Here is a 24,106-nt window from a genome sequence, read left to right on the forward strand (position 1 = left end):
TGAACGTACAAATACTTATGGATGTTACCAACCTCACAATAAACTTTCGACATACTGCCAGCCGTCGTCGCTAAAAGTAGCTCTCAACATATCTCTAATTTTGGCATCGATCGATAATATTCCCTCGCCCGACTCACCATTCTCCCCGATTTCGCAACTGTCTTCAGACATATTTTCTTGGATGTGGGCCAGAGTATCGGCGAAATTAGCCAGAAAATAATGTTCGTGCACCCACGCTGTTGGATCTGGTATTGCTGCACTCCCAAAAGCTCGATCGACTAAATCTTTTTTGGCAACATCGTCAGTCTGGTTTTTCATGTTGAGTTCGATTTAGGTAGAACTGGTAACTTAATCCATTTTAAGCTTAATTGTCCACAGGAACGCGATCCTGATCGACCACAGCAGTGACAAATTTGTGTAGTTTGTGCGATCGCGATCCTAATTTTTGGGTCGATCGCGTGTTATCATTTTACCTCCCGCTCGGTGGTCAATAATGTTCACATCGAGCAGAATACACTTGGGAATCATTCCGTGAACTCCTTTTTGAGGATTGTTGACAGCCTGCGTAATCCGAAAATTTACCGCGAGGGAACACAAAACATAAGCATCTTCCTCTTGGAAACCCGCAAACTTTTGCAACCAATAAACCGTCTGTTTTACCGCCATCTCAAACGCTTCATCTAATGTTCTACCAAATCCCATAATCACAATATGAGTGGGCGTTTCTGCAAACGGAAATATCAGAAATAAATCCTTGCGTAAGATGATTTGAATAGTCCCATTCATCGAAGTTTCAATGGCAGTACCGTCAACTTCACCGTCTCCTTGTGCCGAATGTCCGTCGCCGATGGACAGTAAACCGCCCCGCATAAAAACAGGTAAAAATAACCGCGTTCCTGGTTGGAGTTCCTGATTGTCCATATTGCCGCCGTAGCGCGCTGGAGGAATAGAAGAACGGTTGATTCCTGCATTGGCAACGCCGATAATGCCAAAAAAAGGATGCAGGGGAATCCGAATGCTGCTACCTGTGGGAAATTCAGCAGTTTTTTGCTCTAAATCTAGCGGAATAAACCGCAATTTAGGTTCGGGGAAATACTCAGGCAAAGCTCCCCATCCGGCGCGAATTGCATTAAATCCTACTGGTAAACTGGGGTAAACATCCTCAATGTGAATTTCTAAAACGTCTCCCGGTTCGGCATTGTTAACATAAATCGGGCCTGTCAGCAAGTGGGGCCCCGGCCCAACTTTGCGGTTGGGAGGCAAATTCTGACAAATATCTAAAAATTCGGGGGTGAGAAATTCCGGCGGCGCTTTGTCAGCAACATAATATCCTGAATAGGTTTCGATATCGATGCGATCGCCCGAATCCACCCTTAAAGCAGGTTCGATATTCGGAGAGAAACCGCCTAAGTGTACGGTTTTGCAGTTAGCCTTGAGAAGGTGGCGAGTCATGGGATTTTAGATTTGAGATTTGAGATTTTAGATTGAAGTAAGGGTGTTAAGAATGTTATATCGCAAGTCTCAAGCCTTTTTGAGAAAGATTTTTTTTAATGAACCGCAGAGGGCGCAGAGGGCGCAGAGAAAGAGAATTCAGAGATATAGCCTTTCTCAGTAACATGAGCTGTTTTTGGGCATTGGGCATTGGGCATTGGGCAAACAGGAAGAGTACCTTACTTTCCTGAGAACCGCTATAAGAAGATTTCCCAAAAGGATGGAGGTTTCTTTTATCGGAGATATTTTACTAATTTCTTAACTTTTTGATAACGTTGGTAGTTTAAAATTTAAAGTTGGTGGCGCGGGTTTATATGTATTTGGGGGGAGTTCTGTTTGGCTGGTAAAACCCACCCCTACAACTAATGACTAATGACTTATGTTAACGCCTTTGCCTAATACAGTAGAAACTTCTCAAGGTTATTCTCGCAATCCCTGGTTTTTTGGTCTTTTGATTTTGATTGTCCTACTGCTAGGTTTCATTATGCAATCTCACCTCAACCAACCTCAGCTTTTAACCGATCCGTTTCTGCAACTTCCAACAGTAAACTCGGTGCGAGTTGTCTGGTTTACCGAGTTTGTTGGTACTCGCAACACTGTTACTTACGGCGAAAATTTGAATCAAACTCTGACGGCAAATACTACCAAGCTAAGCCGCACTCGCGAAGACAAAGACTCGCGCATCTCCGATGAAATGAAACAAAGCATAATTGACAGTAATCCAATTGTCCGCGACATCTGGCGCCACGAAGCAGAAGTCCCCAATTTAAGGCCCGGTGTTCCCATTCCTTATCGAGTCACTAGCGAAAGGAAAAATGGCGCATCTGTCAGCAGCCAAGTTTTCACTCTTTCTTCAAAACCAGCAGCAGGAATGCCGCTCAAAATCCTCCTCACTTCCGACCATCAATTGATGCCGATGACAGCAGCAAATCTCCAGAAAGTAGGTGAAACAATTGGCAAAGTTGACGCGGTTTTCATGGCTGGGGATTTAATTAATATACCCGATCGCGCTTCCGAATGGTTTGACGACTACCGAGGCCGGGCATTCTTTCCCGCTATGCAAGGGCGCGCATTTTCCGAACTGGACAAAAACGGCATCAAAACCGTTTACAGCGGCGGCGAACTAATCCAACACGCGCCTTTATTTCCCGCCATTGGCAATCACGAAATCATGGGCAGGTTTTCAACTACCAGCGCCCTCAACGACCAATTTAATGATCCTTTTCCCCGCGTGGCTGCCGAAAAAATATACGCTCAACGTGCTGCATCTTTGAATCCTAATAATGACTCTTCAGTGCGAAAGATATGGCTGAAAAACAATAGTTTTAATAGCGATACCTATGACGAGATCTTCAATTTGCCGGGCGAAAAGAATTACTATGCTGTGACTTTTGGCGACGTGCGGTTAGTGACTTTATACGTTGCGAATATCTGGCGGACTCCGAATTTAGATCCGGGTGCGAGAGGCAGGTATCGGGAACGAGACGAAGATTTTAATAATCCCGAAAAATGGGGCTACGGACAGCATATTTTTGAGCCGATTGTCAAGGGCAGCCCTCAATATAATTGGCTGCAACAAGAGTTAAAAAGTGCGGAATTCCAGCAGGCAAAATATAAAATTGTGATGTTTCACTACCCGCCGCATTCTCTGGGTGACAATATTGTACCTGCTTATACTGATCCAGCGCAAATAGTCGATCGCGCTCTCGATGGCGAGATTAAAATGGTGCGTTACGAGTATCCGAAACAGCAAGATTATCTGATTCGGGATGTAGTGCCGCTACTAGAAACAGCGGGCGTGCAGTTGGTATTCTACGGACATTCCCACTTATGGAATCGGTTTGTAAGTTCCAGCGGAATGCACTTTTTGGAGACTTCTAATGTGGGCAACAGTTACGGTGCTTTTGTGGGGGAAAAGCGCCGATTTGTGCCGCCGGCATATCGGGAAGATTACAGCGCTATTGGAGACCCGAACGGATTGGAACCTGTAGTGCCGACTGTTGCGCCTTTGTTGGGAGAAGACGGGCGGCCACTGCCGTATATTGATAGCAATGATATTACTGCGTTTACTATTTTTGATACGGGCGAGGGTACGGTTAGCAGCTACTATTTTGATACGCGGAAACCAGAGTCGGAAGTGGTGAAGTTTGATGAGTTTAAGTGCGAAAGGTAAGGGCACGGCATTGCCGTGTCCCTACAGATATCTGAGTCAACTGAGATCTTGCACTATTCTCAATTAGCTATTTAGGAACAGGCAAGATGCCCGTTCCACAATAACATTGAGTTTTGTGGAACAGGCATCTTGCCTGTTCTTGAGAATGGTGCAAGATGTAATACCAAGCTGCATTGTGATGTAGAATCTAGTTGAGGGTGATAAATGTCAAATAATTTGGAAATCGCCGAAAATATTCGGCTGTTGAATCAACCGTCTTATAGCCCCGAATTAATGCCCGTTGAACATCTGTGGGAAGATTTACGAGAAAACTACTTTAATAACCGAATATTCAAGTCAATGTCTAAGGTAGTCGATGAACTTTGTCATGGACTTGTCAATCTAGCATCTAATCCGGAACGCTTGCGCTCAATGACTTATTTCCCACATTTTAGAATAAGCTCTTTGAAAGCAACTTAGTATCAGCTTATACAACAGACCTACAATGTTCGCTGGAAAAAAAGTCGAGCTAATCGCTCACTGAAAACGTGTTAATACTTTGTTCAAACGTGGGCCTGCGCTCTTCAAATTCCTCAGCACTGGTAGAGAATGCAACAATCCACATATTGCTCCCTTGCTTAATCGTGTAGATTATCTGTTTGGCAGTTACACCGGAAATTGTTGCTTCTATCACGATCTGACCTGCCTGATAGCGGTCAAGCGACACTTTCTTCTGCTCCACGACACGAAATTCGCTGGGTAATTGTTTAGGAATCAGATCCAAGTATGTATCTATTGTCACTGTAGGTCCAACTGACTCTATAGCAATAGCGACATTACTCAGAAAACCTGCTTTACTAACCTTCGAGTCAAAAGCCCAGATGACGAATGCGGATGGATTCTGTTTGAGTGACTGAGCTACCTGCTGATAGTAGGGCCCCAAAGATTCCAGCTTCTGAACCACCACGTCCAGATATTGGCTGAGATCTCCGCCGCTATAACTCTCCGGTAACTGCAATTGTACACCGCGTCCCTCAAATTTTTTCCAACCTGGGATGGTGGTGGTTTGTGTGCGGACAAAGGGACTTGATGTTTGTTGAGAGGTTTGTGGCTGCTTGCAGCCTATGACTAGGCTTGGTAGCAACAGACAGAGTACCAGCAAAAAGTTTTTCTTATTCATGGAATTACGGTTTATACGCCAACTTGGTATCACTCATGATTGTACGTCTGAACGCAACTTGGTATAAGATTAAACTGAGATGTTGCACCCTGTTTAATTACCTGTTTAGGAACGGGTTCTCCGGCCCGTTCCACAAGAAAATTGAGTTGTGTGGAACAGGCATCTTGCCTGTGCTTAACAAAGGTGGAAGATGTAAGATTAAACCTTGTCTTTCGCAGGCGGAACCAAACCAGTTTTATTCAAACCCGCATCAATCTGCCTGAGCAATTTAAAATCATCTTCGGGTAAGGAATTAACAGGCGAGTGTTTTTTCAGAAATGAGAATGCTTGCCGAAATTCACGCGGCTGGGAGTCGATCGCACTATCGAAGTGACAAGGTACAATTCTTTGAAAGTCCCAACTCGCCACTTTATCCACCCAATCGAGAGTTTCCCTCGGCGCGCGGTTGAGAATCAATGTCTGCAAAATCGGCGCCACAAACAACCGCCCTCCTCCCCGCAAAGCCTCAAACGATCGCACCCAATCTGTTTTCCACTTGAACGGATACAACCCGAAATAAGCTTTCCTAGAGCGTTCTGGCGCTTTGCGCGCGCTAGCAAATACCTCCGACCACGGCGGTACTTCCAGCACGCTGGGGCTAAAATACATGGCAAATAAGGCAATTCTCTGCCACCCTTTGCGCCGATTTTCCTGGGTGTCTGCCACAATGTCCGAGGCGCTGTCTTTGGCGTGAAATAGCAGCGGGTACGAGTCGAGTTGGACGATCGCGGGAGGATTTTCGGGAATGGAAACCACGGAATCTGTTAACATCAGCGTGCGCGATCGTCTGTGAAATAACGCAACTTCTGCAAATTTGCCCAAACCAAGGTCGAGGGGGCCGAGAATTGCCCAGTCAAATTGATCGACTAACGGCGTGTTGCTGCTGTCAAAGGGCAGTACAGACGTGCGTTTCGCGGGCAAACCCAGCCAACTCAGCGGCAAATTCACGGGGAAACTCCACTGCTGCGGGGCGACAAATACCTGCGCTTCGGGAAAACACCTCGCAAAGGGGCCGACAAAAACTTTGTGCTCGATGCCGGAAACCGTTGTCAGCAGGATGTACTTCACCTCGCCGTGCTCTGCTACTAACTCTTTTACCAAGCGGATGCACTCAGGAGTCGGTGCAACGGGGGCGTAGACGAGAAGGCCTTCGGGTTCTAGTTTAATTACTGTCATCCGAATCGGGACGACTACGTAGAAAATGCCTTGTAGTTGATCAAAAGTCCAGATTGTATCCTTGACTATTTCCTTGCGGATGGTGCGCCGGTTGCTGTAGGGATAGAGGGGGACGATGGGCCAAAAAGCCCAAGAATAGTCCCGAGAATCAATCTGTGCTGCTGTTGGTATGCCTTCGCCCTCTGCCACTGGTGCGACTCCTTGCCGATTTTTTTGTACGTGCGTGCGATCGAACTGTTTTTATCTTATTTCACTCCTGTTGCGCGGATTCGAGGAGTTGAAACCGGGTTTCACCAGGCCTGGGTGCGAGAACTATTAAACCAACTGTTCAGGATCAATGCCTAACTCCCGCAACCGCGCCGCTAGTCTTTCCTCTCGCTGTTGAGATTCTGTCAGTTGCTGTTGAGATTCTGTGAGTTGCTGTTGAGCTTCAATTACTTGCTGTTGAGATTCTATCAGTTGCCGTTCCGCCGCCGTTGCTCTTTCACCCGGACTCAAAATCAACCCTCCTTGGGCAGTAAACCACCGCAACCACAAACGATTCATACTCTTATAAGTGCCTTGCCACCAACCTAAACTCAACTGCAACTCAGGAATAAATAACCGCCCATCAATTAATTCTGCAGGTTCATAGTGACCTCCTACAAGATGAAAAGCTCGCAATTCATCCGTGTAGCGACTGAACACAAAATAGTAAGGAATCCGCAAAATTTGTTCATAAACTTGCCACTTAGTCGGCGGTTCCCCAGCTTGTTGAACAGTCCGCCCTAAATCTTCATCTTCAGTGCCCGGCGATAGCAATTCCACCACCACAAACGGATTTACCCGTTCTTGCCAAACTACATAACTCAAACGCATATCGCGCCCTTGATAAAGCCTTGGCACACCCACCGCAGCAAACCAATCCGGGCGTTTATGCCAGCGCGGTTGTGTTGCATCGTAATACAAATTTAGGTCACTGGCTGTAAAGACTTGTTCCGCATCCCATCCCGGCGGCAAAAAGGTGAATTCCAAGAGTTGCGGCTGATCTAAATGAAATGTATCGGGCAAACCGGGCTCCTTTGGGTCTTCGCTAGGTAAATCGTACATTGTTGGCAAACTCTGCCGGGGGTCTAAAGGCGGTTCAGCTTGAGCAGGCGGGTAAGTCGGGAATGTCATAATGAATTCTGAGGTTGCTTATCCTGATATGATTATAGCCTTGTGAGAATGTCTTGCATTTCCAAAGAATTCCCATTAACTCTCAATCTCAAATCTCAAATCAAACCTCCAAAATCGATATGACTCAAAACTACCGCATCACTCTTTTACCAGGAGACGGCATCGGCCCTGAAATTATCGCTGTGGCGGTAGATGTCCTGAAACTTGTCGGTCAACAATTGGACATCGGCTTTGAATTTCAAGAAGCTTTAATGGGCGGCGCTGCTATTGATGCAACAGGCAATCCGCTGCCAGAAGAAACACTGGAAAAATGCCGCAACTGCGATGCAGTATTGTTGGCAGCAATTGGCGGTTACAAGTGGGATAATTTGCCCCGCGAACAGCGCCCGGAAACGGGATTATTAGGACTGCGCGCCGGATTGGGATTGTTTGCAAATTTGCGTCCTGCGACTATTTTACCGCAATTGGTTGATGCTTCTAGTTTGAAACGGGAAGTTGTCGAAGGCGTGGATATTATGGTCATCCGCGAACTCACAGGCGGCATTTATTTCGGCAAACCGAAAGGTATTTTTGAGACGGAAACAGGCGAAAAACGCGGTGTCAATACGATGGCTTACACCGAGTCGGAAATTGACAGAATCGGGCGAGTTGCTTTTGAGACTGCCAGGAAGCGGGGGAAAAGGCTGTGTTCCGTTGATAAAGCGAATGTTTTGGACGTTTCGCAACTGTGGCGCGATCGTATTATTGCCCTTTCTTCCGAATACCCTGATGTCGAACTTTCTCACCTCTATGTTGACAACGCAGCCATGCAGTTAATTCGCTGGCCGAAACAGTTCGATACAATTGTCACAGGCAATTTATTCGGCGACATTCTTTCCGATGCGGCGGCGATGCTAACTGGTAGTATTGGGATGCTCCCTTCTGCTAGTTTGGGAGCAAGCGGGCCGGGAGTTTTTGAACCCGTGCACGGTTCCGCACCAGACATCGCCGGACAAGATAAAGCCAATCCCATCGCCCAAGTTTTGAGTGCGGCAATGATGCTGCGCTACGCCTTAAATCAGCCGGAAGCTGCTAATAAAATTGAGCAAGCCGTTGTCGAAGTTTTGGATCGAGGTTATCGCACTGGTGATATCATGTCGGAAGGCATGAAACTCGTTGGCTGTCGGGCGATGGGCAATGCTTTAATTGAAGTTTTGCAAGGTTGATCGAATGGCATTGTAGGGACGAATTCTTACTGCATTAGTGTCAAGCTAAAGTTAAACGTAGTATCAGTCTTCTGTGTGAGTCACCATCCTCTGGATCCCCCCTAACCCCCCTTAAAAAGGGGGGAACTGGAAGCACTCAAAGTCCCCCTTTTTAAGGGGGATTTAGGGGGATCAAGACTTCGATACAAACGAGAGAGATACAGGGTTTTAGTCTTAAGTTGACACACATAGTTCTTACTCGTTCCCAGGCAGATCCCGGTAACAAGAAACCAGTGCCTACAGGAATTGGGGTTTAATGTTTCGCAGTCAAAAGCTTGAATTGCTCGGTATCAATGCGACTTGCTCGATACAAAACTTCAGCAATTTCCGAAAGCGCTAGCACAGAATGTGCGCGATAACCGTTGGCCTGCATCTTATCTTTGACTCCCTGTTCGTGGTCGATTAATACCACGATATCTTCCACATTCAACCCAGCCGATTTTAACTTAGCCGCGCCTTCCATCACGCTTTTGCCACTAATCAAAATATCATCGACTACGACAATCGTTTCTCCTGCCTGAAAATGCCCCTCAATTAATTTGCCCGCCCCGTAAGTTTTCACCTCCTTGCGCGGGAAAATCATCGGGCGTTCCATCCGCAATGCTAAACCCGTTGCTGTGGGTAAAGAACCGTAGGGAATTCCGGCAATGCGATCGAATTTTAAATCCTTGAGAATGTCTGCATAAGCGCTGACAATTTGATGGAAAATCTGCGGAATTGAGATAATTTTCCGCAAGTCGATGTAATATGGAAATACGGCGCCGGATGCTTGTACGTGGTCGCCAAAAACTACGCAGCCGATGTCATAAAGTTGCAAGATTAAATCGCGGTGAGGTTCCGGTTGCAAAAAGCAAACATCGGGCAGCCACAATTCGCAAGTGGGACTACCTTCGATCGCCCGCACCCTCTGTTTATTAATACTATCCCGCAGTTTCTCAATTTCTCGGTGCGGCTCTTTCCCCGCTAATAAACTTGGGGGGACTGGCAGCAGCAAACCGTCACCATTTGTGCTTAAACCGGCCGCCAGCAGTTGTGCGAGGTCGTTTTCTTCTGTGAGGTCATTTTCTTCGGCGATGTCTCCTTCGACTAAAATTAGGCGTTCAGGAGCTTCTTTGCGGATGCGGGCTAACATATCCGGCATTACTCCTACTTCTAAACCGAGTTTTTCGGGAGTTCCCCAAGTTTGAGAGAGTCGGACTAATTGCAAGTAAAAAGGGTTGTTTGGCGTCGGGTATTCTTGCACAGCCGCCGCTGAGGGGTTTGCGGTGGCACAGAGCACAAAAACAGTTTTTCCGGCGTATAACAAAAATGGCGCTACTTGGTCGAATCCGGGATAGGGACTTAAGGTAATAGCGTCAACTCGCCAGTCTTGAAATACAATTTTGGCAAACACTGTGCTGGTATTTAAATCGCAGTGTTTGGCATCTAAAATTACTGGCAGGTGAGGGGGAATAATTGTTAAAATTTCTTGCAGCAATGCCCAACCGGGAATACCGAGAGATTGGTAAAAACCGAGGGTGATTTTGCAGGCACAGATTAAATCGGCTGTTTGGTCGATCGCACTTTTGAGCTTTGACAACAAATCAGTTACAAAAGTTTGAGTCTCTTCCCCAGTCATCGAAACCAGGGCGGGCAAGGTTTCCGGGTCGGGGTCGAGGGCTAAATAAAGCAAACTTTGATTGCTTTCAACAGCCGCTAACAGTTTATCGAAAAAGTTGGTTCGATCCGTCATAGTGTGTTATGGAGGTAAGGGGAATTTAAAAAATTGCAGATCAAAGTGGGAGGGGTGTTGTGCCGGAAGAAACCGATCCCCGTTGAAATTGAAATTAAGAATCTTTTAAGATTGTAGAATGTAAAGAGCAGGAAATCTGTAACTTTGGGAGCAGTTTCATGGGGAATGATTTTCGAGTTGGCTACACCAGTGATTTCACCTAAGCCGCAGCAAATCAATTAGTTGCGGTAAACTAACCAGTGTCCGGGCGGCGATTTTATCGGCATTCCCCTGCAGTACGCTAGTTTAGCAAATGCGAATTAGCAAGGGGCAAGTTTGAGCGGGGCTTCTTGGCGGCAAGCTAATTTACAAGGCGCTAATTTTACTCAAGCTAATTTAATCCAGAGCCCGTTTGAGGGGGTTAATCTAAAAAATGCTACCGTTGGAGGTATTATTTGGGTTGACCAAGAATTTCAAAGGTGGTACAAGCCCCCGCATTTATCCGTGGAATCAATCGAAAATCGAAAATCCTCAAGCCCCCGCATTTATCCGTGAAGTCAATCTAAAATCTAAAATCTAAAATCTAAAATCGATTGACGGTAGTATTAAATAGATGCAGAAGCTAAAGCAATGCCCGCCTTATATTAGGGGTAGTAATAAATGATCGGTACGATCGACTTTACGATTTGGGACGAGTTGCTGCAACGCTACGTTGACGATTTCGGCCGCGTCAATTATCGGCGCTGGAAAGCTGAGGGGGCAGATGTTTTGAGGGCGTGGCTGGAAAGTTTGGCCGATGTCGATTTGGCGGATGGTACTGATGCGGATGCGCGGCTGGCGTTGTGGCTGAATGCGTATAATGCGATCGCAATTTCTCAAGTTCTGGAAGTATATCCGATCGCGTCGATCCGTCCCAAAATTTTGGGAATTCCCAACTGGCTGAGTTTTTTGGATTTTTTCACTCGTTCAAATACGATTATTGGCGGCAAAAAGTACAGTCTCAATCAAATCGAACACGCAATTTTGCGGCCGGAATTTGCCGAACCGCGCATCCATTTTGCATTAGTTTGCGCTTCAGTCGGGTGCCCGCTGCTGCGCCGGGGGGCTTATTTCCCCGAGTCGGTACGGACTCAACTAGAAGCAGACGCCAGCCGTTTTATTCACAATCCTGATAAGGTGCGATATGATGCCGAGAAAAAGACGCTTTATTTGAGCAAGATTTTTAAGTGGTACGGCGAGGATTTTGTCAAGGCGGCGGGTTCGGTGGCTGAGTATGTGGGTGGTTATTTGGGGCCCGAGGCGGCTGTGGGTGATGGATGGGCGATCGTTTTTTTGCCTTACGACTGGAATTTGAATCGGGTTGATGGATAAAATTTGCGCCTGTGGGTAGGTGTTTTTTTGAGGGGGTAATTTTTTTAGTCTGTCGTTACCCCTTCAAATTGCCAGATTCAACAGGGCGATCGGATGACTCCGAGGCAACGGGGCGATCGGACTGCTGGCACTGGCAAGCTGGCAAAATGCACCATTTAGAGGGTGTTGTGGTTTTTTTGGGAAGTGGTACATTTTGAGATTTATCAAGCGCTCAAGACGTTCTGAGAGGTCGTAGGTTATGTGATACGCTTGATGGGTCACAGTAAAAACCATGTGAATTCAATGACCTCCCCAGATGATATTGAGACTCTGTTAGCCCAATGCCCGACCAACCTCGACCAATCCACCTGGACTAAAGATCAGAAGCGAGCCTTGATGAGACTTTATTACAAATGGTGGGGGAATAATAGTCATGAGTTATTAGCTTCACTGTTTGACTATGCTACAGGCAACTATTGCGGTGTACCTATTTTCAAGCCCATAACACCTCGATATAAACGCAATCATAGACTTGGTTAACTCTACTAGGACTGGTTGTGATTACTACTAATTTAAAATGTATGCCTGAACCTACAATTAAAGAAATTAAAAAGCTCATTAAACGTTGTCCCAAAAACCCTGATAGTTCTACTTGGAATATCCACAAATATGTAGCTTATATGGAGTTACGCGAACATTGGATTAGTGATTTAAGTGATAAAGACGAAATTTGTGAGTTAATTAGCCCGTTGTTTGATGATGAAAACCAATACCTTGGTACTGAAGTTTTAGATAAACCTAAAGTAGGTGAGCTTTTTTATGAACTTTCTAGTTTGCTAGAAGACCGCCCACTTACTGCTGATGAAACCCAGTGGACAGAGAAACAAAAGAATACCGTAGAAACACTAAGGTTGAATTGGATATGGGCATATTGGGAGGGTTTAGGTACGGATAAAGAATGGAAAATTTTAAAATCGTTATTTTCTGAAGACGGTAGTAAATATTTAGGTGGCTAAACAAACACAAGCATAAGAACGAAATTTAAGACTCCTAGATTATCATCTGGGTCTTTTAAGTTTAGAAGTTTAACAAGGCTTAAGGGTGACGCTAGACCCCGTAGAATGCCTGTTTAAAGTTGATGGGGTTGGACGCTAGCAAGTTTTATTTTTAGAGTAAGCATAAAAAATATATTTCATCTAAACGAGGTTTGAAAAATGACCATAGAGAATATCACCCTTAGTTTGTTAGAAAATGCTTTGGATTTCATTATAAGAGGTTTAGATGAATTATATGATAATAGTGAATATGAAGAACGGTTTATAACACCTATTTCTCAACCTCAAAAAGATTATAAATATGGAATACTTCACCTATATGCTGGTTTTATTTTGTTACTTAAAGAGAAGTTGTACCGCGATACACCCAGTCTTATATATACGAACGGTGAAAAAACGGTCAATTATAAGCAAGCTACTGAGAGATTAAAAAACTTAGATAACATGGAAAATCAAGTTGTTTTCAATGAACGTGATAAATCCATCATTAAAGACATACAGGATTATAGAAATGTTTTTGAACACTATAAAATTGATAACGTAGATACTCTTAAACTTAAAGAGGTAATTATTGATTTTATTGATGTGATTAACCGCTTTCTTAACCAACATTTAGAAATTAATATTACTTCTCCTCCGCTTAATATTACTCATGAAATGAGAGTGAAAATACTTTCAATAAAGCCGATTTATGACCGTATGATTGAAGATTCTAAACGCGAAATTCAAGCACTTGGTGAAGAAAAAGTTAAAAATTTTAAAAAAGTTAGACTAAGGGTTTTACGAGATATAAAGAAAGCTAATGAAATTTATGTTTATGAAACAGGTGATGATCACGATATTTTTGGTAATTGTCCTAAATGTAATGAAAAAGAACTTATTTTTGAAGGAGAATTTGCGGGGGTTTGTACTAATAAAAGATGTTATGAATACACGTCTTTAACACATTGTGATAAATGCGGAGCAATAACAATAGGTTATGATTGGGAGGAAACATGGTGTGAATATTGTTGTGAGTATTTAAGAGAACTGATAGAAAATGATAAAACATAATGAGTGAGGATTTAGTGTTGTGTAATTCTTCTAGACGTAACTACAATGGTTACAGGACTTAGGCGGGGAAATGTGATTTTCCCCGCCTAGACTTATTTAGCAAAGTAAGGTTGGTGATATTCTCACGTCACTATCTAAAAATGGTGTGACTGTTAGCGAAACTTACAGGTTGCAATCAACCTAAATCCCTATCAGGGATTGAAACATGGCCTCAATCAACTGGAGGGTGGAGATTTTCACTAATCGGTAGGTGGTTAGATGAATGCTAACCAATTAGCTATCGATCCGCCCTTAAACCTCTCCACTCAAAATCTGTTGAACCGTCAAACTTAGCTGTGGAAACATCGGAGATACGATCGCCTCTCCATCCCGAAACACCCCAACCTCAACATATTGCCCCTCCTTAAGCCGCAAAACCGTCACCACTTCTTCTATTGGATCGATCACCCAATACTCTGCGATGCCCCGCGCTGCGTACTGAGCTCGTTTGCGTTGGCGAAGCCCTCGAAGAGGATCGTAATCCCGATCCCTGCCCACTCTACCCGGACTCACTACCTCCACAACAAACCGAGGAGGCAGCATATCGAAAGTGATAGTTAGCCTGTTTGCTGTCAGCGGAATGTGTTCAGGTTCCAGAATTATCAAATCGGGGTAGCGGTTGGCCGCATCTCCCGATCGCAAAACGGCAACTTGAACCTCGCAATTATGCGTTTTAATCAGCCTGAGTGGCACTAGCCCGCTGCTAGCAAGATAGAAAAATAGATAATTAGCAATAAAATTATTAGGTTCAGATTCAGGTGGCAAAGCTATTAACTCCCCATCAATTAACTCATAGCGTTGACCCGTATCATTTGAGTAATTAAGGTACTCGTTAAAAGTTAATTTTTTAGATTGAGATTGTACCATAATATTATATTCCTTGATTTATTCGTTTCTTTCTGCTGGGAGTTTGTTTATGTAGAAACGGTTTCAACAGCCGAAGGATATCAATCAAATCTGCTGTGCAAGTTCAGCAGGTGTCCCAGCCTCCATCGACAATCGACGCACAAGTGACATATTAAAAACTATCACAGTTCAAATCCTCTGGAATATTAAAAATGATTTCAGATAAATTTCGACGCGAGTTGCGAGAACAAGCCAAACTCTGGCAAGCAGAAGGACTCATCGACACTTCATTCTACCAACAACTTTCGGAACGCTACCAATTCAACACACTCGAAACCGCCTCCCGCAACCGATTCCTCAGCATTCTCATCAGTCTCGGCGGCATCCTCCTCGGTATAGGAGTCATCACCTTTGTAGCCGCAAACTGGCAAGTTTGGTCGCGAGAAGTGAGAGTTGCACTGCTGCTAAGTCTTTTCGTAGCAGTCAATGCAGCAGGTTTCTATCTGTGGCGAATTCCCCCATCCCGAAGCCAAAACTCCAATCCCAATATGCCCGCAACAAAAGGGCGAAACAAACTCCTAGGTGAAGGATTGTTGCTGTTAGGAGCTCTGATTTTAGGAGCAAATATGGCTTTGATGGCGCAAATGTTCCACATTGGCGGTTCTTCCTACGGACTTTTCCTTGCTTGGGGAATCGGCGTGCTCGGAATGGCTTACAGTTTGCGGTTGACTTCCTTGGGCGTTTTGTCCGCACTTTTAATCGGTTTGGGCTATTGGCTTGCCGTGTTAGATTGGTCTTCCAAAGTCGAGTTTTCTTGGCTGGAAGTTTTGGTGCGGCAAATGCCGATCGCAGCCAGTATAATGTTTGTGCCGCTGGCTTATTGGTGTCGATCGCGTGCTATTTTTGCCATAGGTGCGATCGCGATAATTTTTTCCCTACAAGTTTCTATCGTCCAAGGCTTAAATCTAACCTGGGGTACACCAATTTTTTGCGCCCTACCGCCCGCTTTGCTGTGGGGATACGACGATGCAATCTGGCCGAAGGTACACAGCAGGCTGTTTCAACCTACCGCCCGCAGTTTAGCACTGCTATTTCTCGCCGGTGTGTTTTATGTTCTTTCTTTCCACTGGTGGTGGCAAGATTTGCCTAATCCTGCGCCAACGGAGTCGAATTGGGTTTTGCTGACAAATGTGGCTGTTCTGGCCGGTTTCACGCTGTTTGAGTGGCTGCGTTTGGGACGTTTGGAACTGCGGCGACCAAGACAAAAAGCAGTGGATTTGACTACAAGTGCGATCGGCATTTTAATCCTCGCCAGCGCCTTTATACCGCTTATCCACCTCAATTTTACTCCCCTTCCTCAATTAGCAACTTTTCTGTTCAATGTTTTATCATTTTTGCTCGCTGTCGGCTTAATCCGAGAAGGTTTAGCATTAGGAAACCGCCGGACTTTTTGGGGAGGCATGGTATTAATTACCCTGCAAATTATCAGCAGAGTATTTGAATATAACACAGGATTGTTGCTCAAATCATTTGTCTTTGTTTTGTGTGGAATAGGCGTAATTGCTGCTGGTTTGTGGTTCGAGCGCCACTTCGCAAAAATCCCCGATGAATAGGAGCATTCTACTATAGTGCGATCGTCCCCCTTGCACTGCACTCGGAAGATGATTATGCCGATTCAAAGGTCAACGATATTATTCTGCGAACCAATTCCCAATTCCCAATATGAACACCGAAAATCCAGATTTAACACCTCCAAGTTCCGAAATAGCAAATACCAGCGCTAATCCCCCATCATTCACCCTTCCCCCGGAAGCAAAACGCCTTCCCGCGTGGCGAATGTGGGTTCCTTTACTTTTGCAAATCGGACTAATTGCCGCCGTACCCGCCACCGCAGTTTACACTTTTATTACTGGCAAAACAGTTGTCCTGCAAACAGCACCAGTAGATCCTTACGACTTTTTGCGCGGATATTACCAAGTTTTGAGATATGATATTTCCGATCTCACAAATCTCCAAAAACTCCCCGACTGGAAAGATTTACCTACCGAAAAAAAGCCTTGTCCGCCCGGAATTGTTTGTCCAAAAAATACGCACAATCTCAAACCACAAACCAGTTTTTATGTAATCTTAGAAGCCCCAAAAGCCGCGACTAATCCGGGGCGCCCCCAAGCCTGGAAACCCGTCCGCGTCAGTCGAGAAAATCCCGTTAATTTGCCCGCCAATCAAATCGCAATTAAGGGCAAATATAACGGTTGGCAAATGGAATACGGCTTAGAAACTTATTATATGCCAGAGGATGAAAGGGAAAAAGTCAATCAGGACATTAGCGAAGCTCAAAGGAAGCAGCGACAATCTTTTTTGGTAGAAGTAAAGGTTGACAAAACAGGCCATGCTGTGCCTGTAAGTTTGTGGGTGCGCGATCGCAATTATCGATTTTAGCCAAAAAGGGCAAAAGGTCGATCGGTCTTTTGCCCTTGTTTTGAGTATTTTGGCTTAGTGATGGGGCGGAGGTTGGGCGATACCCTACCGCAACGGGCCCGCAGGCGCAATGGGGTAGCTTCCCTCGCGCCGACATTTCAATTGCCGACAACCCAAGAGAATCTATTAAGATATATAAGACTTGTGCAAATCTTGCCAATTCAAGGGCGCAAGTCATGACTCTACTGGAGCTTCTCATGTTAGCCGAGCTAATCTCAGCCAGACGAATACTCAAGACCAAACTCCTCGACTTCTTAGGACTTCCCGAAAATTGCCAAGACCAAACCGATCATCTCGTCAACCGAATTGTATCCCTGCTGGAAGCAAATCCAGCCGAACAAGAAAGATTTTGGGAGACATTCAAAAGTGAATTAGCCGTCGATCCGGTAGAATTAGAAACAATACTCAAGTGTTCGCCAGCAGAACGCCAGCAGTGGATTGAACAAGACAAACTCCCTATTTTAGAATACCGCTCTTTCCGCAAATCAGGAATCCATCTAGAATATCCCGTTCACGACAGAAGATTCATCTTAAGTCTAACGCCAACCGATATTAATAATTGGCGCAAAGAACCCAAAGGGCTGATTAAAAATAATCGCGAAATACCCACCCCAATCAATACAGAAACGCCTGAAGAAAACGAACTATCACGAGTAGCTTTTAGTTCCGAGTGGGAAAAAATCATAGCCGACTGGAAAGAACAAGGTTCGGAAGAAATTTCAGCAACCTTCCAGCTAGCTTACTGGACTGTTTGGGCGTCGCGCTGGGCCAAAGAAAATCAGCTCAACAGCTTTAAAGCAATTAAATATAAGGAAGTCTACGAAACTCACCAGCAGGAATGGTACCAGCGAAAAAATCAAGCAGTCAAGTTACTGATTGAAATGCCCTACGCCATGCTTTACTTCTACCGTCCGGCTGATTCTGACAAATTATATCTTGAACTGTGCGACGACCACCAGGAAATGATGAAAGATGCCTACTATTGGGATAAGTGGGACTTTTTTTATCAGAACCGCAAATTGGTAAATAAGTGCCGCGAATGTGTGTACTGCGAAACCAAAGATTATTACTCACTTTACTATCTCGAAATCAAGAGCGACAAGTTTCCCGATTTTAGTTTTTCTTTCCACACGCCGTACACCATCGGCAGAAAATTTTTGCCACATCCAGAAACGCTCCCTTATGTAGACCACGTAGAACAGGACGGCATTTTTCGCTTTGGTCGACCGCTGCTGGAACAAGAGAAAGCTATTCACACAGAAAAAGATGTATTGCTCAAGTTTGAGGCTGCTTTGGCAGCAGCGAAAAAGTTTGTTTAGTCATTAGTCATTAGTCATTAGTCATTAGTCATTAGTCATTAGTCATTAGTCATTAGTCATCAGTCATTAGTCATTAGTCATTAGTTATGAAGGATTAGCGATGAGTAAAAATTCCTTATTTTAAAAGTAAGAATTCAGCAGTGTTTAGTCAATAATTGGCGCGTCCATTACTAATGACTGCTGACTAATAACTGCTGACTAATGACTTTTGAACTTGGATTACTTGAATGCTGCCGCCAGCATAAAGTTTTGGTTGTTGAGCTTCTTCGGAATTGTACGATCGCCATTCTACCTCTGCCAACAAACTCCCCAAGTCAGTTTCAGTCTCAAACAACCACAAAAATACAGCCAACCCTGACCTAAATACCGGATTTGTATGCCGATGAATATCTACCAAAATGAATAGACCACCGGGCTTAAGCACGCGGTATACTTCCTGAAAGATTTGTCGCAATTGCGCCCGTTGCATTTCGTGCATCGCAACGCTGCTGTGTACTCCTGTCAAACTGACAGTCGGCAAAAGCTTTTAAATAATTATTGGCTGATGGTACATTTTTCGTTGGCCGTTGCAGAGATAATGGCCAAGCGTCAAGTCCTGTGACATCCTGGAAATATTGCACCAGAAATTGCTTAGTTTGACCGCTACCGCAGCAACCGTCTAAAACTTTAGTTTCGGCGCTGACGGTCAAATTTTCCCAGGCTAGTTGACTCAAACGAGCTTGGCCACCTACGCTCAAAGCAGCCAGACGCGCGATCGCAATCCTAGAGACACTGATACCGATAACTTAAATCTCTAAAAATTGTTGCCATAGTCAAAATTATGTATACCTTGCTATCGACTTAAGATATTATTAAGTTATATGATAAAGATAAGTAACAGAACTGAGACGATGGGAGAGCTGTAACCGCTATGGGTCGTGTGGGAGTATTGCTATTAAACTTGGGCGGGCCAGATCAAATCGAGGATGTCCGTCCTTTCCTGTTCAACTTGTTTGCTGACCCGGAAATCATTCGCATTCCGTTTCCGTGGATGCAAAAACCGCTCGCCTGGTTGATTTCGACCCTGCGCTTTCAAAAATCCCAGGAAAACTACCGCCAAATCGGTGGCGGCTCTCCTTTACGGCGGATTACCGAGGAACAAGCCACTTCGCTGCAAGAACTCTTGCAAGAAAAGGGACAGGATGCTCGAGTATACGTGGGGATGCGCTATTGGCATCCTTTTACTGAAGAGGCGATCGCCAAAATTAAGCGCGATCGCATCGAACATTTGACAATCTTGCCGCTGTATCCTCAATTTTCCATCAGCACCAGCGGTTCTAGCTTCCGGCAGCTAGAAGAAATGTGGGGCAAAGATCCTGCCCTCAAGGATATACAATATACCGCCATTCCTTCTTGGTATCAGCGGCCTGGTTACATTCAGGCAATGTCGGAATTGATAGCCCAACAACTAGACCACAATCCGAATCCCGATCAAGTTCACATCTTTTTCAGTGCCCACGGCGTCCCCCTCAGCTACGTAGAAGAGGCTGGAGACCCCTATCAGCGCGAGATTGAAGATTGCACTCGTCTGATTATGGAACATTTGAACCGATCGAACGAACACACTCTAGCTTATCAAAGTCGGGTTGGCCCGGTGGAATGGCTCAAGCCTTACACCGAAGACGCCATTACCGAATTGGCAGAGAATGGAGTCCAAGATTTGTTGGTCGTTCCGATTAGTTTTGTTTCCGAACACATCGAGACTCTGCAAGAAATTGACATGGAGTATCGAGAATTAGCAGAAGAATCGGGGATTCAAAATTTCTACCGAGTGCCCGCCCTGAATACTCATCCGGTGTTTATTGAAGCCTTGGCTGATTTAGTCATCGAGTCGATCGAATCTCCCAGCGTTAAATTCTCCGATGTTATACGCCCTTCCAAGACAGTGAAAATGTACCCTCAAGAGCAGTGGGAGTGGGGTTTGACCACGGGGGCGGAAGTCTGGAACGGTCGTGTGGCGATGATTGGTTTTGTGGCACTATTGCTGGAGTTAATTACGGGTCAAGGCCCGCTACACTCGATCGGATTGCTTTAAATTGACAGTTGACAGTTGGCAGTTGACTGTTGACTGTTGACTGTTGTTACACATGACTAATGATATCAAATCCGTTGGGATCGGAATTATTCATCTCTTCCTTCTCTTCCTCAGCGCCCTCTGCGGTCTCTGCGGTTAAATCATTCCGAAACAACCGTAAATCCCACATTCCGCAGGTCTTAACATTAATTGGAGATTTTTGGGTAATAAATGGCTGTAATTCTTTGTCTACAAGCCTTTTATTGATATGTAGAAATATGAGCTTTTATTAAGGAGTGTTTCTTTGTTCTCAATAGTCATTAATTATCGAGAATATGTTGGCAATTAAATTTCTAGGATGACGTTTTCTCGTCAACATATTTTTGACTATGTTAAGAAGTGCGGAATGTGGGGTAAATGATATGACTAATTACAAATAACTAATTACTAATTAATCAGGATCGCGCTTGCGGCGGCGGGGATTTCCCCTATCGCCCGGTATTCCCTGACTTTTGTACCAGCGATACCACTCTTTAGAACTGCGAATTGCCAGCCACAGCAGCATCATCGCCACTAGCCCTCCCTGCCGCGGTGCGTCAAAGGCAAACAAAACCAAGGAAATGCACAGAACATCTTGGAGGAAAATCACCCAAATCGGCAAACCCCGCAGCCGATAAAACCATCCTGCTTGTACCAGTTGCAGCACTAAAGCCAACAAACCTCCGACAATACCAATTATCCACAGCATCCAAGGGTGAGCAATAATTTCCTCGATCGAACTTACCTGAGCGATCGCAATTCCCATAATTGCTCCTACAATGGGGCTGAAAATAATTTGCACAATTTGCAGTACCCGCTGTCCTACAAAGGTTTTAGAAGCAAATAACTCTAACAGCGACCAACTCACCAAGATGGTGATAGCCACCTGGGGGGGAACCCCCGACAATAGAGGTATTTCAGACCAAAGTTTGTCAATCCGCAACAAACCAATTAACAGCAGGGGCAGGGCAATTCTCATACCCCCTGCCGCAGACGCAGAGAGTGCGGCTAGGAGTCCAACCATAATAATAATTCAGTTTCTAACGTCAGCTAAAGCCTCGATCTATTTCAGAATTTAATTCCCCTGATGGCTGGCTATGATTTGAGCTATCGAACTCAAATTGAGGCTTGAGCTTAAATATCACCCTCTATTGTAAGTGTATCTGCTTAATCCTGCTTGGCACTGCGATATTGTCGATCGACAATATCGCAGTTGACTGTTAACTGTTGACTGTTGTCAGAATAAAGGAGGCAGCATTCAACCAGGATTGTGATTAAATTAGCTTAAGCACCCGAATCCTTCTTCTCTCTGACAACAGTCAACTAACAACAGTCAACAGTCAACTAACTTCTTATGTCTGAATCATTATTTGCCGATGCCAGCCGCCGATTAGAACGAGCCTTAAAATATGTGTCCCTTTCCGAGGATACGATCGAACGGCTGAAACACCCCAAATCCAGTTTAATTGTATCGATTCCCGTGCGGATGGACGACGGTTCCCTACGAATTTTTCAAGGTTATCGGGTGCGCTACGACAATACCAGAGGCCCGTCTAAAGGAGGAGTGCGCTATCATCCGGGAGTATCCCTGGATGAAGTGCAATCCTTAGCATTTTGGATGACTTTTAAATGTGCAGTTTTGAACTTGCCCTTTGGAGGAGCCAAGGGCGGAATTACTCTCAATCCCAAGGAATTGTCCAAACTGGAATTGGAACGGTTGAGCCGGGGCTATGTCGATGCGATCGCAGATTTCATCGGCCCCGATGTCGATATTCCCGCGCCGGATGTCTACACCAATCCCATGATTATGGGTTGGATGATGGATCAGTACAATATTATTAAGCGGCAGCTTTCTCCAGCGGTGGTGACTGGAAAACCAGTGACAATTGGCGGCAGCTTGGGCAGAGATACGGCAACAGCAATGGGTGCTTTTTTTGTAGTACAAACTATTCTACCCAAATTTGAGCTAAATCCTCAAGATACAACTGTAGCGGTACAAGGTTTTGGTAATGCAGGTGCCGAAATAGCTGAACTGCTCTGGAAAGCAGGTTACAAAATTGTTGCTGTCAGCGATTCCCAAGGGGGAATTTATGCTAAACAAGGGCTGGATATCCCCAGTATTCGAGGCTTTAAAGACTCTAACAAAGGTATCAAAGCTCTTTACTGTGAAGGTTCTGTTTGCAATATTATCGAACACGAAATCTTGACAAATGAACAGCTTTTAGCATTAGATGTAGACGTGCTGGTTCCAGCAGCTTTGGAGAATCAAATCACTGAAGCGAATGTTAATGATATTAAGGCTAAGTTTATTTTTGAAGTAGCTAACGGGCCGATTGATTCTGCTGCTGATTTGATTTTAGAAGCGAGGGGAATTCAGGTAATTCCTGATATTTTAGTCAATGCGGGAGGCGTAACTGTTAGTTATTTTGAGTGGGTGCAAAATCGCAGCGGACTTTATTGGACGCTGGAGGAGGTCAACCAGCGGTTGAAGCATAAAATGGTCGAAGAAACTGAGGCAATTTGGAAAAAATCTCAGGAATTTTCAGTTTCCATGAGAACTGCGGCTTACGTGTACGGGTTAAATCGACTCGGAGAAGCGATGAATGCGAAGGGAACGCGGGATTATTATGTGAACGGTTGAGGGAAGTGCGGTAAGATTGTGCGATCGCACAATCTTACCGCACTTATTCGAGAAAAGTGCAGTCTACGAACCGACTTGGCAAAACTTGGCTTGGAATTGGGGAATTTTAGGTTTGCACGCCGCAGTTTATTTAACCGCCACTGTGCTGTTGCAGAAGCAGAAAGATATTTTTAAATAACGCACGATGGGTCGTTGGTCCGACACCGCCCTGAAAGGCAGATCAATTTTTTGGTATAATTACTTCCATGCCAAGACAAGACATCTATCATGATTGCGTCAAAAATGCTTTAGCCAAAGAGGGCTGGGAAATTACAGACGATCCGCTGACAATCGAATTTTAAGACCTGCGTCTCTATGCGGATTTAGCAGCAGAGAAGCTATTCGCTGCTGAAAGGAATCACCGAAAAATTGTTGTAGAAATCAAAAGCTTTACGAGTCCTTCCTTAGTTTCCGAACTAGAAAAAGCTGTCGGACAATACAATATATACCGAGGCTTTTTGAGGCGGCAGCATCCCGAAAGAGAAATATATTTAGCAGTACCTCAACAAATTTATAAAGGATTTTTTATGCGTGTTTCTATTCAAACGATCCTCCAAGACCAAGAAATTAAGTTAATTGTTTTTAATGCAAGTTCTGAGGAGATAGTACAATGGATAAGCTAGAAAACTATCGGCAGATAGTTCAAAAAATTGTAGCCGTTCACGGACAGTATAAATCCAGTCAGCCAGAAATTGAAAGTCTGACAATTTGCGATCGACAAAACGATAACTATTTATTGATGGGTGCAGGATGGAATCAAACTGGCAGAGTTCACAATATTGTTTTGCACCTCCGCCTTCGCGAAGGGAAGATTTGGATTGAATGGGATGGGATTGAAGAAGGAGTGACTCAAGAATTGCTAGAAGCTGGAGTTTTACCAGAGGATATCGTGCTGGCTTTTTATCCTCCTGAAATGCGCGTTAATACCGGGTTTGCAGTTGCTTAATATCAAACCAAATCCGAGTCTAAGTAGATAGGCGGGAAAAAACCAATCTATGTAACAAAACATTAAGTTGCCTGATTGGAGTTAAACTTAAGACGTT

The 24,106-nt window shown here is 44.7% G+C and carries 25 protein-coding genes and 1 pseudogene; 16 read left to right on the forward strand and 10 right to left on the reverse strand.

All coding sequences use genetic code 11. The features are described 5' to 3' along the window. Nucleotides 1-33 precede the first annotated feature (33 nt). Together Q5691_RS15280 and Q5691_RS15285 are read right to left on the reverse strand one after the other, a co-directional pair. Nucleotides 34-318, reverse strand: a complete 285-nt coding sequence (locus Q5691_RS15280; RefSeq protein WP_333209451.1) for a hypothetical protein — start codon at nt 316-318, stop codon at nt 34-36. Nucleotides 319-438: 120 nt separating this feature from the next. Continuing rightward, complete coding sequence (locus tag Q5691_RS15285; RefSeq protein WP_333311636.1) at nt 439-1,452, reverse strand: acetamidase/formamidase family protein; 1,014 nt, start codon at nt 1,450-1,452, stop codon at nt 439-441. Nucleotides 1,453-1,870: 418 nt separating this feature from the next. Between Q5691_RS15285 and Q5691_RS15290 the strand changes: the two genes are divergently transcribed. Together Q5691_RS15290 and Q5691_RS27700 are read left to right on the forward strand one after the other, a co-directional pair. Continuing rightward, a complete protein-coding gene (locus Q5691_RS15290) occupies nt 1,871-3,664 on the forward strand; it encodes a metallophosphoesterase (protein WP_333345482.1) in 1,794 nt (597 codons plus the stop codon). A gap of 204 nt (nt 3,665-3,868) precedes the next feature. Further along, nucleotides 3,869-4,123: a transposase gene (locus Q5691_RS27700; RefSeq protein WP_445304800.1), complete on the forward strand. Its 255-nt coding sequence runs from the start codon at nt 3,869-3,871 to the stop codon at nt 4,121-4,123. A 49-nt stretch (nt 4,124-4,172) separates the two neighbouring features. Here Q5691_RS27700 and Q5691_RS15295 read toward each other — a convergent pair whose 3' ends face one another. The 3 genes from Q5691_RS15295 to Q5691_RS15305 form a co-directional block, all read right to left on the reverse strand. Then, nucleotides 4,173-4,823, reverse strand: coding sequence for a hypothetical protein (locus Q5691_RS15295; protein WP_333227230.1), 651 nt, complete (start codon nt 4,821-4,823; stop codon nt 4,173-4,175). A gap of 198 nt (nt 4,824-5,021) precedes the next feature. Continuing rightward, a complete protein-coding gene (locus tag Q5691_RS15300) occupies nt 5,022-6,227 on the reverse strand; it encodes a DUF4336 domain-containing protein (RefSeq protein ID WP_333345484.1) in 1,206 nt (401 codons plus the stop codon). A 126-nt stretch (nt 6,228-6,353) separates the two neighbouring features. Then, nucleotides 6,354-7,196: a Uma2 family endonuclease gene (locus Q5691_RS15305; RefSeq protein ID WP_333177029.1), complete on the reverse strand. Its 843-nt coding sequence runs from the start codon at nt 7,194-7,196 to the stop codon at nt 6,354-6,356. Between the two features lie 119 nt (nt 7,197-7,315). Between Q5691_RS15305 and leuB the strand changes: the two genes are divergently transcribed. After that, nucleotides 7,316-8,401: a 3-isopropylmalate dehydrogenase gene (gene leuB / locus Q5691_RS15310; RefSeq protein WP_333043089.1), complete on the forward strand. Its 1,086-nt coding sequence runs from the start codon at nt 7,316-7,318 to the stop codon at nt 8,399-8,401. 292 nt (nt 8,402-8,693) lie between these two features. On the opposite strand, the gene Q5691_RS15315 is transcribed toward leuB, so the two are convergent. Then, nucleotides 8,694-10,172, reverse strand: a complete 1,479-nt coding sequence (locus Q5691_RS15315) for a bifunctional orotidine-5'-phosphate decarboxylase/orotate phosphoribosyltransferase (protein WP_333345487.1) — start codon at nt 10,170-10,172, stop codon at nt 8,694-8,696. A 315-nt stretch (nt 10,173-10,487) separates the two neighbouring features. Between Q5691_RS15315 and Q5691_RS27705 the strand changes: the two genes are divergently transcribed. From Q5691_RS27705 to Q5691_RS15335, 5 genes are all read left to right on the forward strand, one after another. Beyond that, a complete protein-coding gene (locus tag Q5691_RS27705) occupies nt 10,488-10,706 on the forward strand; it encodes a pentapeptide repeat-containing protein (RefSeq protein ID WP_445304831.1) in 219 nt (72 codons plus the stop codon). Between the two features lie 105 nt (nt 10,707-10,811). Further along, nucleotides 10,812-11,522, forward strand: a complete 711-nt coding sequence (locus Q5691_RS15320; protein ID WP_333345489.1) for a DUF547 domain-containing protein — start codon at nt 10,812-10,814, stop codon at nt 11,520-11,522. Nucleotides 11,523-11,590: 68 nt separating this feature from the next. Next, nucleotides 11,591-11,719 (forward strand): hypothetical protein, encoded by a 129-nt coding sequence (locus Q5691_RS15325; RefSeq protein ID WP_333345491.1) that lies wholly within the window; start codon nt 11,591-11,593, stop codon nt 11,717-11,719. Nucleotides 11,720-12,058: 339 nt separating this feature from the next. Then, on the forward strand, nt 12,059-12,517 hold the full coding sequence (locus Q5691_RS15330) for a hypothetical protein (RefSeq protein WP_333345493.1): 459 nt from the start codon (nt 12,059-12,061) through the stop codon (nt 12,515-12,517). A gap of 198 nt (nt 12,518-12,715) precedes the next feature. Further along, nucleotides 12,716-13,609, forward strand: coding sequence for a hypothetical protein (locus Q5691_RS15335; RefSeq protein ID WP_333345495.1), 894 nt, complete (start codon nt 12,716-12,718; stop codon nt 13,607-13,609). A gap of 291 nt (nt 13,610-13,900) precedes the next feature. On the opposite strand, the gene Q5691_RS15340 is transcribed toward Q5691_RS15335, so the two are convergent. After that, nucleotides 13,901-14,515 carry a Uma2 family endonuclease gene (locus Q5691_RS15340; RefSeq protein WP_333345497.1) on the reverse strand — a complete coding sequence of 205 codons (615 nt, stop codon included), beginning with the start codon at nt 14,513-14,515 and terminating at the stop codon, nt 13,901-13,903. A gap of 191 nt (nt 14,516-14,706) precedes the next feature. On the opposite strand from Q5691_RS15340, the gene Q5691_RS15345 reads away from it, so the two are divergent. The 3 genes from Q5691_RS15345 to Q5691_RS15355 all read left to right on the forward strand — a co-directional run bounded on the left by Q5691_RS15345 (nt 14,707) and on the right by Q5691_RS15355 (nt 18,291). Then, nucleotides 14,707-16,107, forward strand: a complete 1,401-nt coding sequence (locus Q5691_RS15345) for a DUF2157 domain-containing protein (protein WP_333345499.1) — start codon at nt 14,707-14,709, stop codon at nt 16,105-16,107. 109 nt (nt 16,108-16,216) lie between these two features. Continuing rightward, the gene (locus Q5691_RS15350) at nt 16,217-16,933 is read left to right on the forward strand and encodes a GDYXXLXY domain-containing protein (RefSeq protein WP_333209473.1); all 717 of its coding nucleotides are present in this window, start codon (nt 16,217-16,219) and stop codon (nt 16,931-16,933) included. Nucleotides 16,934-17,169: 236 nt separating this feature from the next. Beyond that, nucleotides 17,170-18,291 (forward strand): hypothetical protein, encoded by a 1,122-nt coding sequence (locus Q5691_RS15355; protein ID WP_333345501.1) that lies wholly within the window; start codon nt 17,170-17,172, stop codon nt 18,289-18,291. A gap of 184 nt (nt 18,292-18,475) precedes the next feature. Here the strand turns inward: Q5691_RS15355 and Q5691_RS27710 are convergent, their stop codons facing one another. Then, nucleotides 18,476-18,769, reverse strand: coding sequence for a class I SAM-dependent methyltransferase (locus Q5691_RS27710; RefSeq protein ID WP_445305831.1), 294 nt, complete (start codon nt 18,767-18,769; stop codon nt 18,476-18,478). Then, nucleotides 18,708-19,028: a hypothetical protein gene (locus Q5691_RS27715; RefSeq protein ID WP_445305832.1), complete on the reverse strand. Its 321-nt coding sequence runs from the start codon at nt 19,026-19,028 to the stop codon at nt 18,708-18,710. The genes Q5691_RS27710 and Q5691_RS27715 overlap by 62 nt, the downstream gene beginning before the upstream one ends. 173 nt (nt 19,029-19,201) lie before the next feature. On the opposite strand from Q5691_RS27715, the gene hemH reads away from it, so the two are divergent. Further along, the gene (gene hemH / locus Q5691_RS15365; RefSeq protein WP_333209476.1) at nt 19,202-20,365 is read left to right on the forward strand and encodes a ferrochelatase; all 1,164 of its coding nucleotides are present in this window, start codon (nt 19,202-19,204) and stop codon (nt 20,363-20,365) included. A gap of 430 nt (nt 20,366-20,795) precedes the next feature. Here hemH and Q5691_RS15370 read toward each other — a convergent pair whose 3' ends face one another. Continuing rightward, nucleotides 20,796-21,407: a DUF4126 domain-containing protein gene (locus tag Q5691_RS15370; RefSeq protein WP_333345503.1), complete on the reverse strand. Its 612-nt coding sequence runs from the start codon at nt 21,405-21,407 to the stop codon at nt 20,796-20,798. Nucleotides 21,408-21,737: 330 nt separating this feature from the next. Here Q5691_RS15370 and Q5691_RS15375 point away from each other — a divergent pair, with 330 nt between their 5' ends. The 4 genes and pseudogenes from Q5691_RS15375 (at nt 21,738) to Q5691_RS15390 (ending at nt 24,009) form a co-directional block, all read left to right on the forward strand. Further along, the gene (locus tag Q5691_RS15375; RefSeq protein ID WP_333209481.1) at nt 21,738-23,024 is read left to right on the forward strand and encodes a Glu/Leu/Phe/Val dehydrogenase; all 1,287 of its coding nucleotides are present in this window, start codon (nt 21,738-21,740) and stop codon (nt 23,022-23,024) included. 16 nt (nt 23,025-23,040) lie between these two features. After that, a complete protein-coding gene (locus tag Q5691_RS15380; protein ID WP_333209483.1) occupies nt 23,041-23,202 on the forward strand; it encodes a hypothetical protein in 162 nt (53 codons plus the stop codon). 67 nt (nt 23,203-23,269) lie between these two features. Beyond that, a pseudogene (locus Q5691_RS15385) lies at nt 23,270-23,686 on the forward strand (element excision factor XisH family protein). After that, a complete protein-coding gene (locus tag Q5691_RS15390; protein WP_333209486.1) occupies nt 23,674-24,009 on the forward strand; it encodes a XisI protein in 336 nt (111 codons plus the stop codon). Before Q5691_RS15385 ends, Q5691_RS15390 begins: the two are co-directional and overlap by 13 nt. The last annotated feature ends 97 nt before the right edge of the window (nt 24,010-24,106 follow it).

The organism is Microcoleus sp. w1-18aA5, from assembly GCF_036701705.1.
Taxonomy (GTDB): Bacteria; Cyanobacteriota; Cyanobacteriia; order Cyanobacteriales; family Microcoleaceae; genus Microcoleus.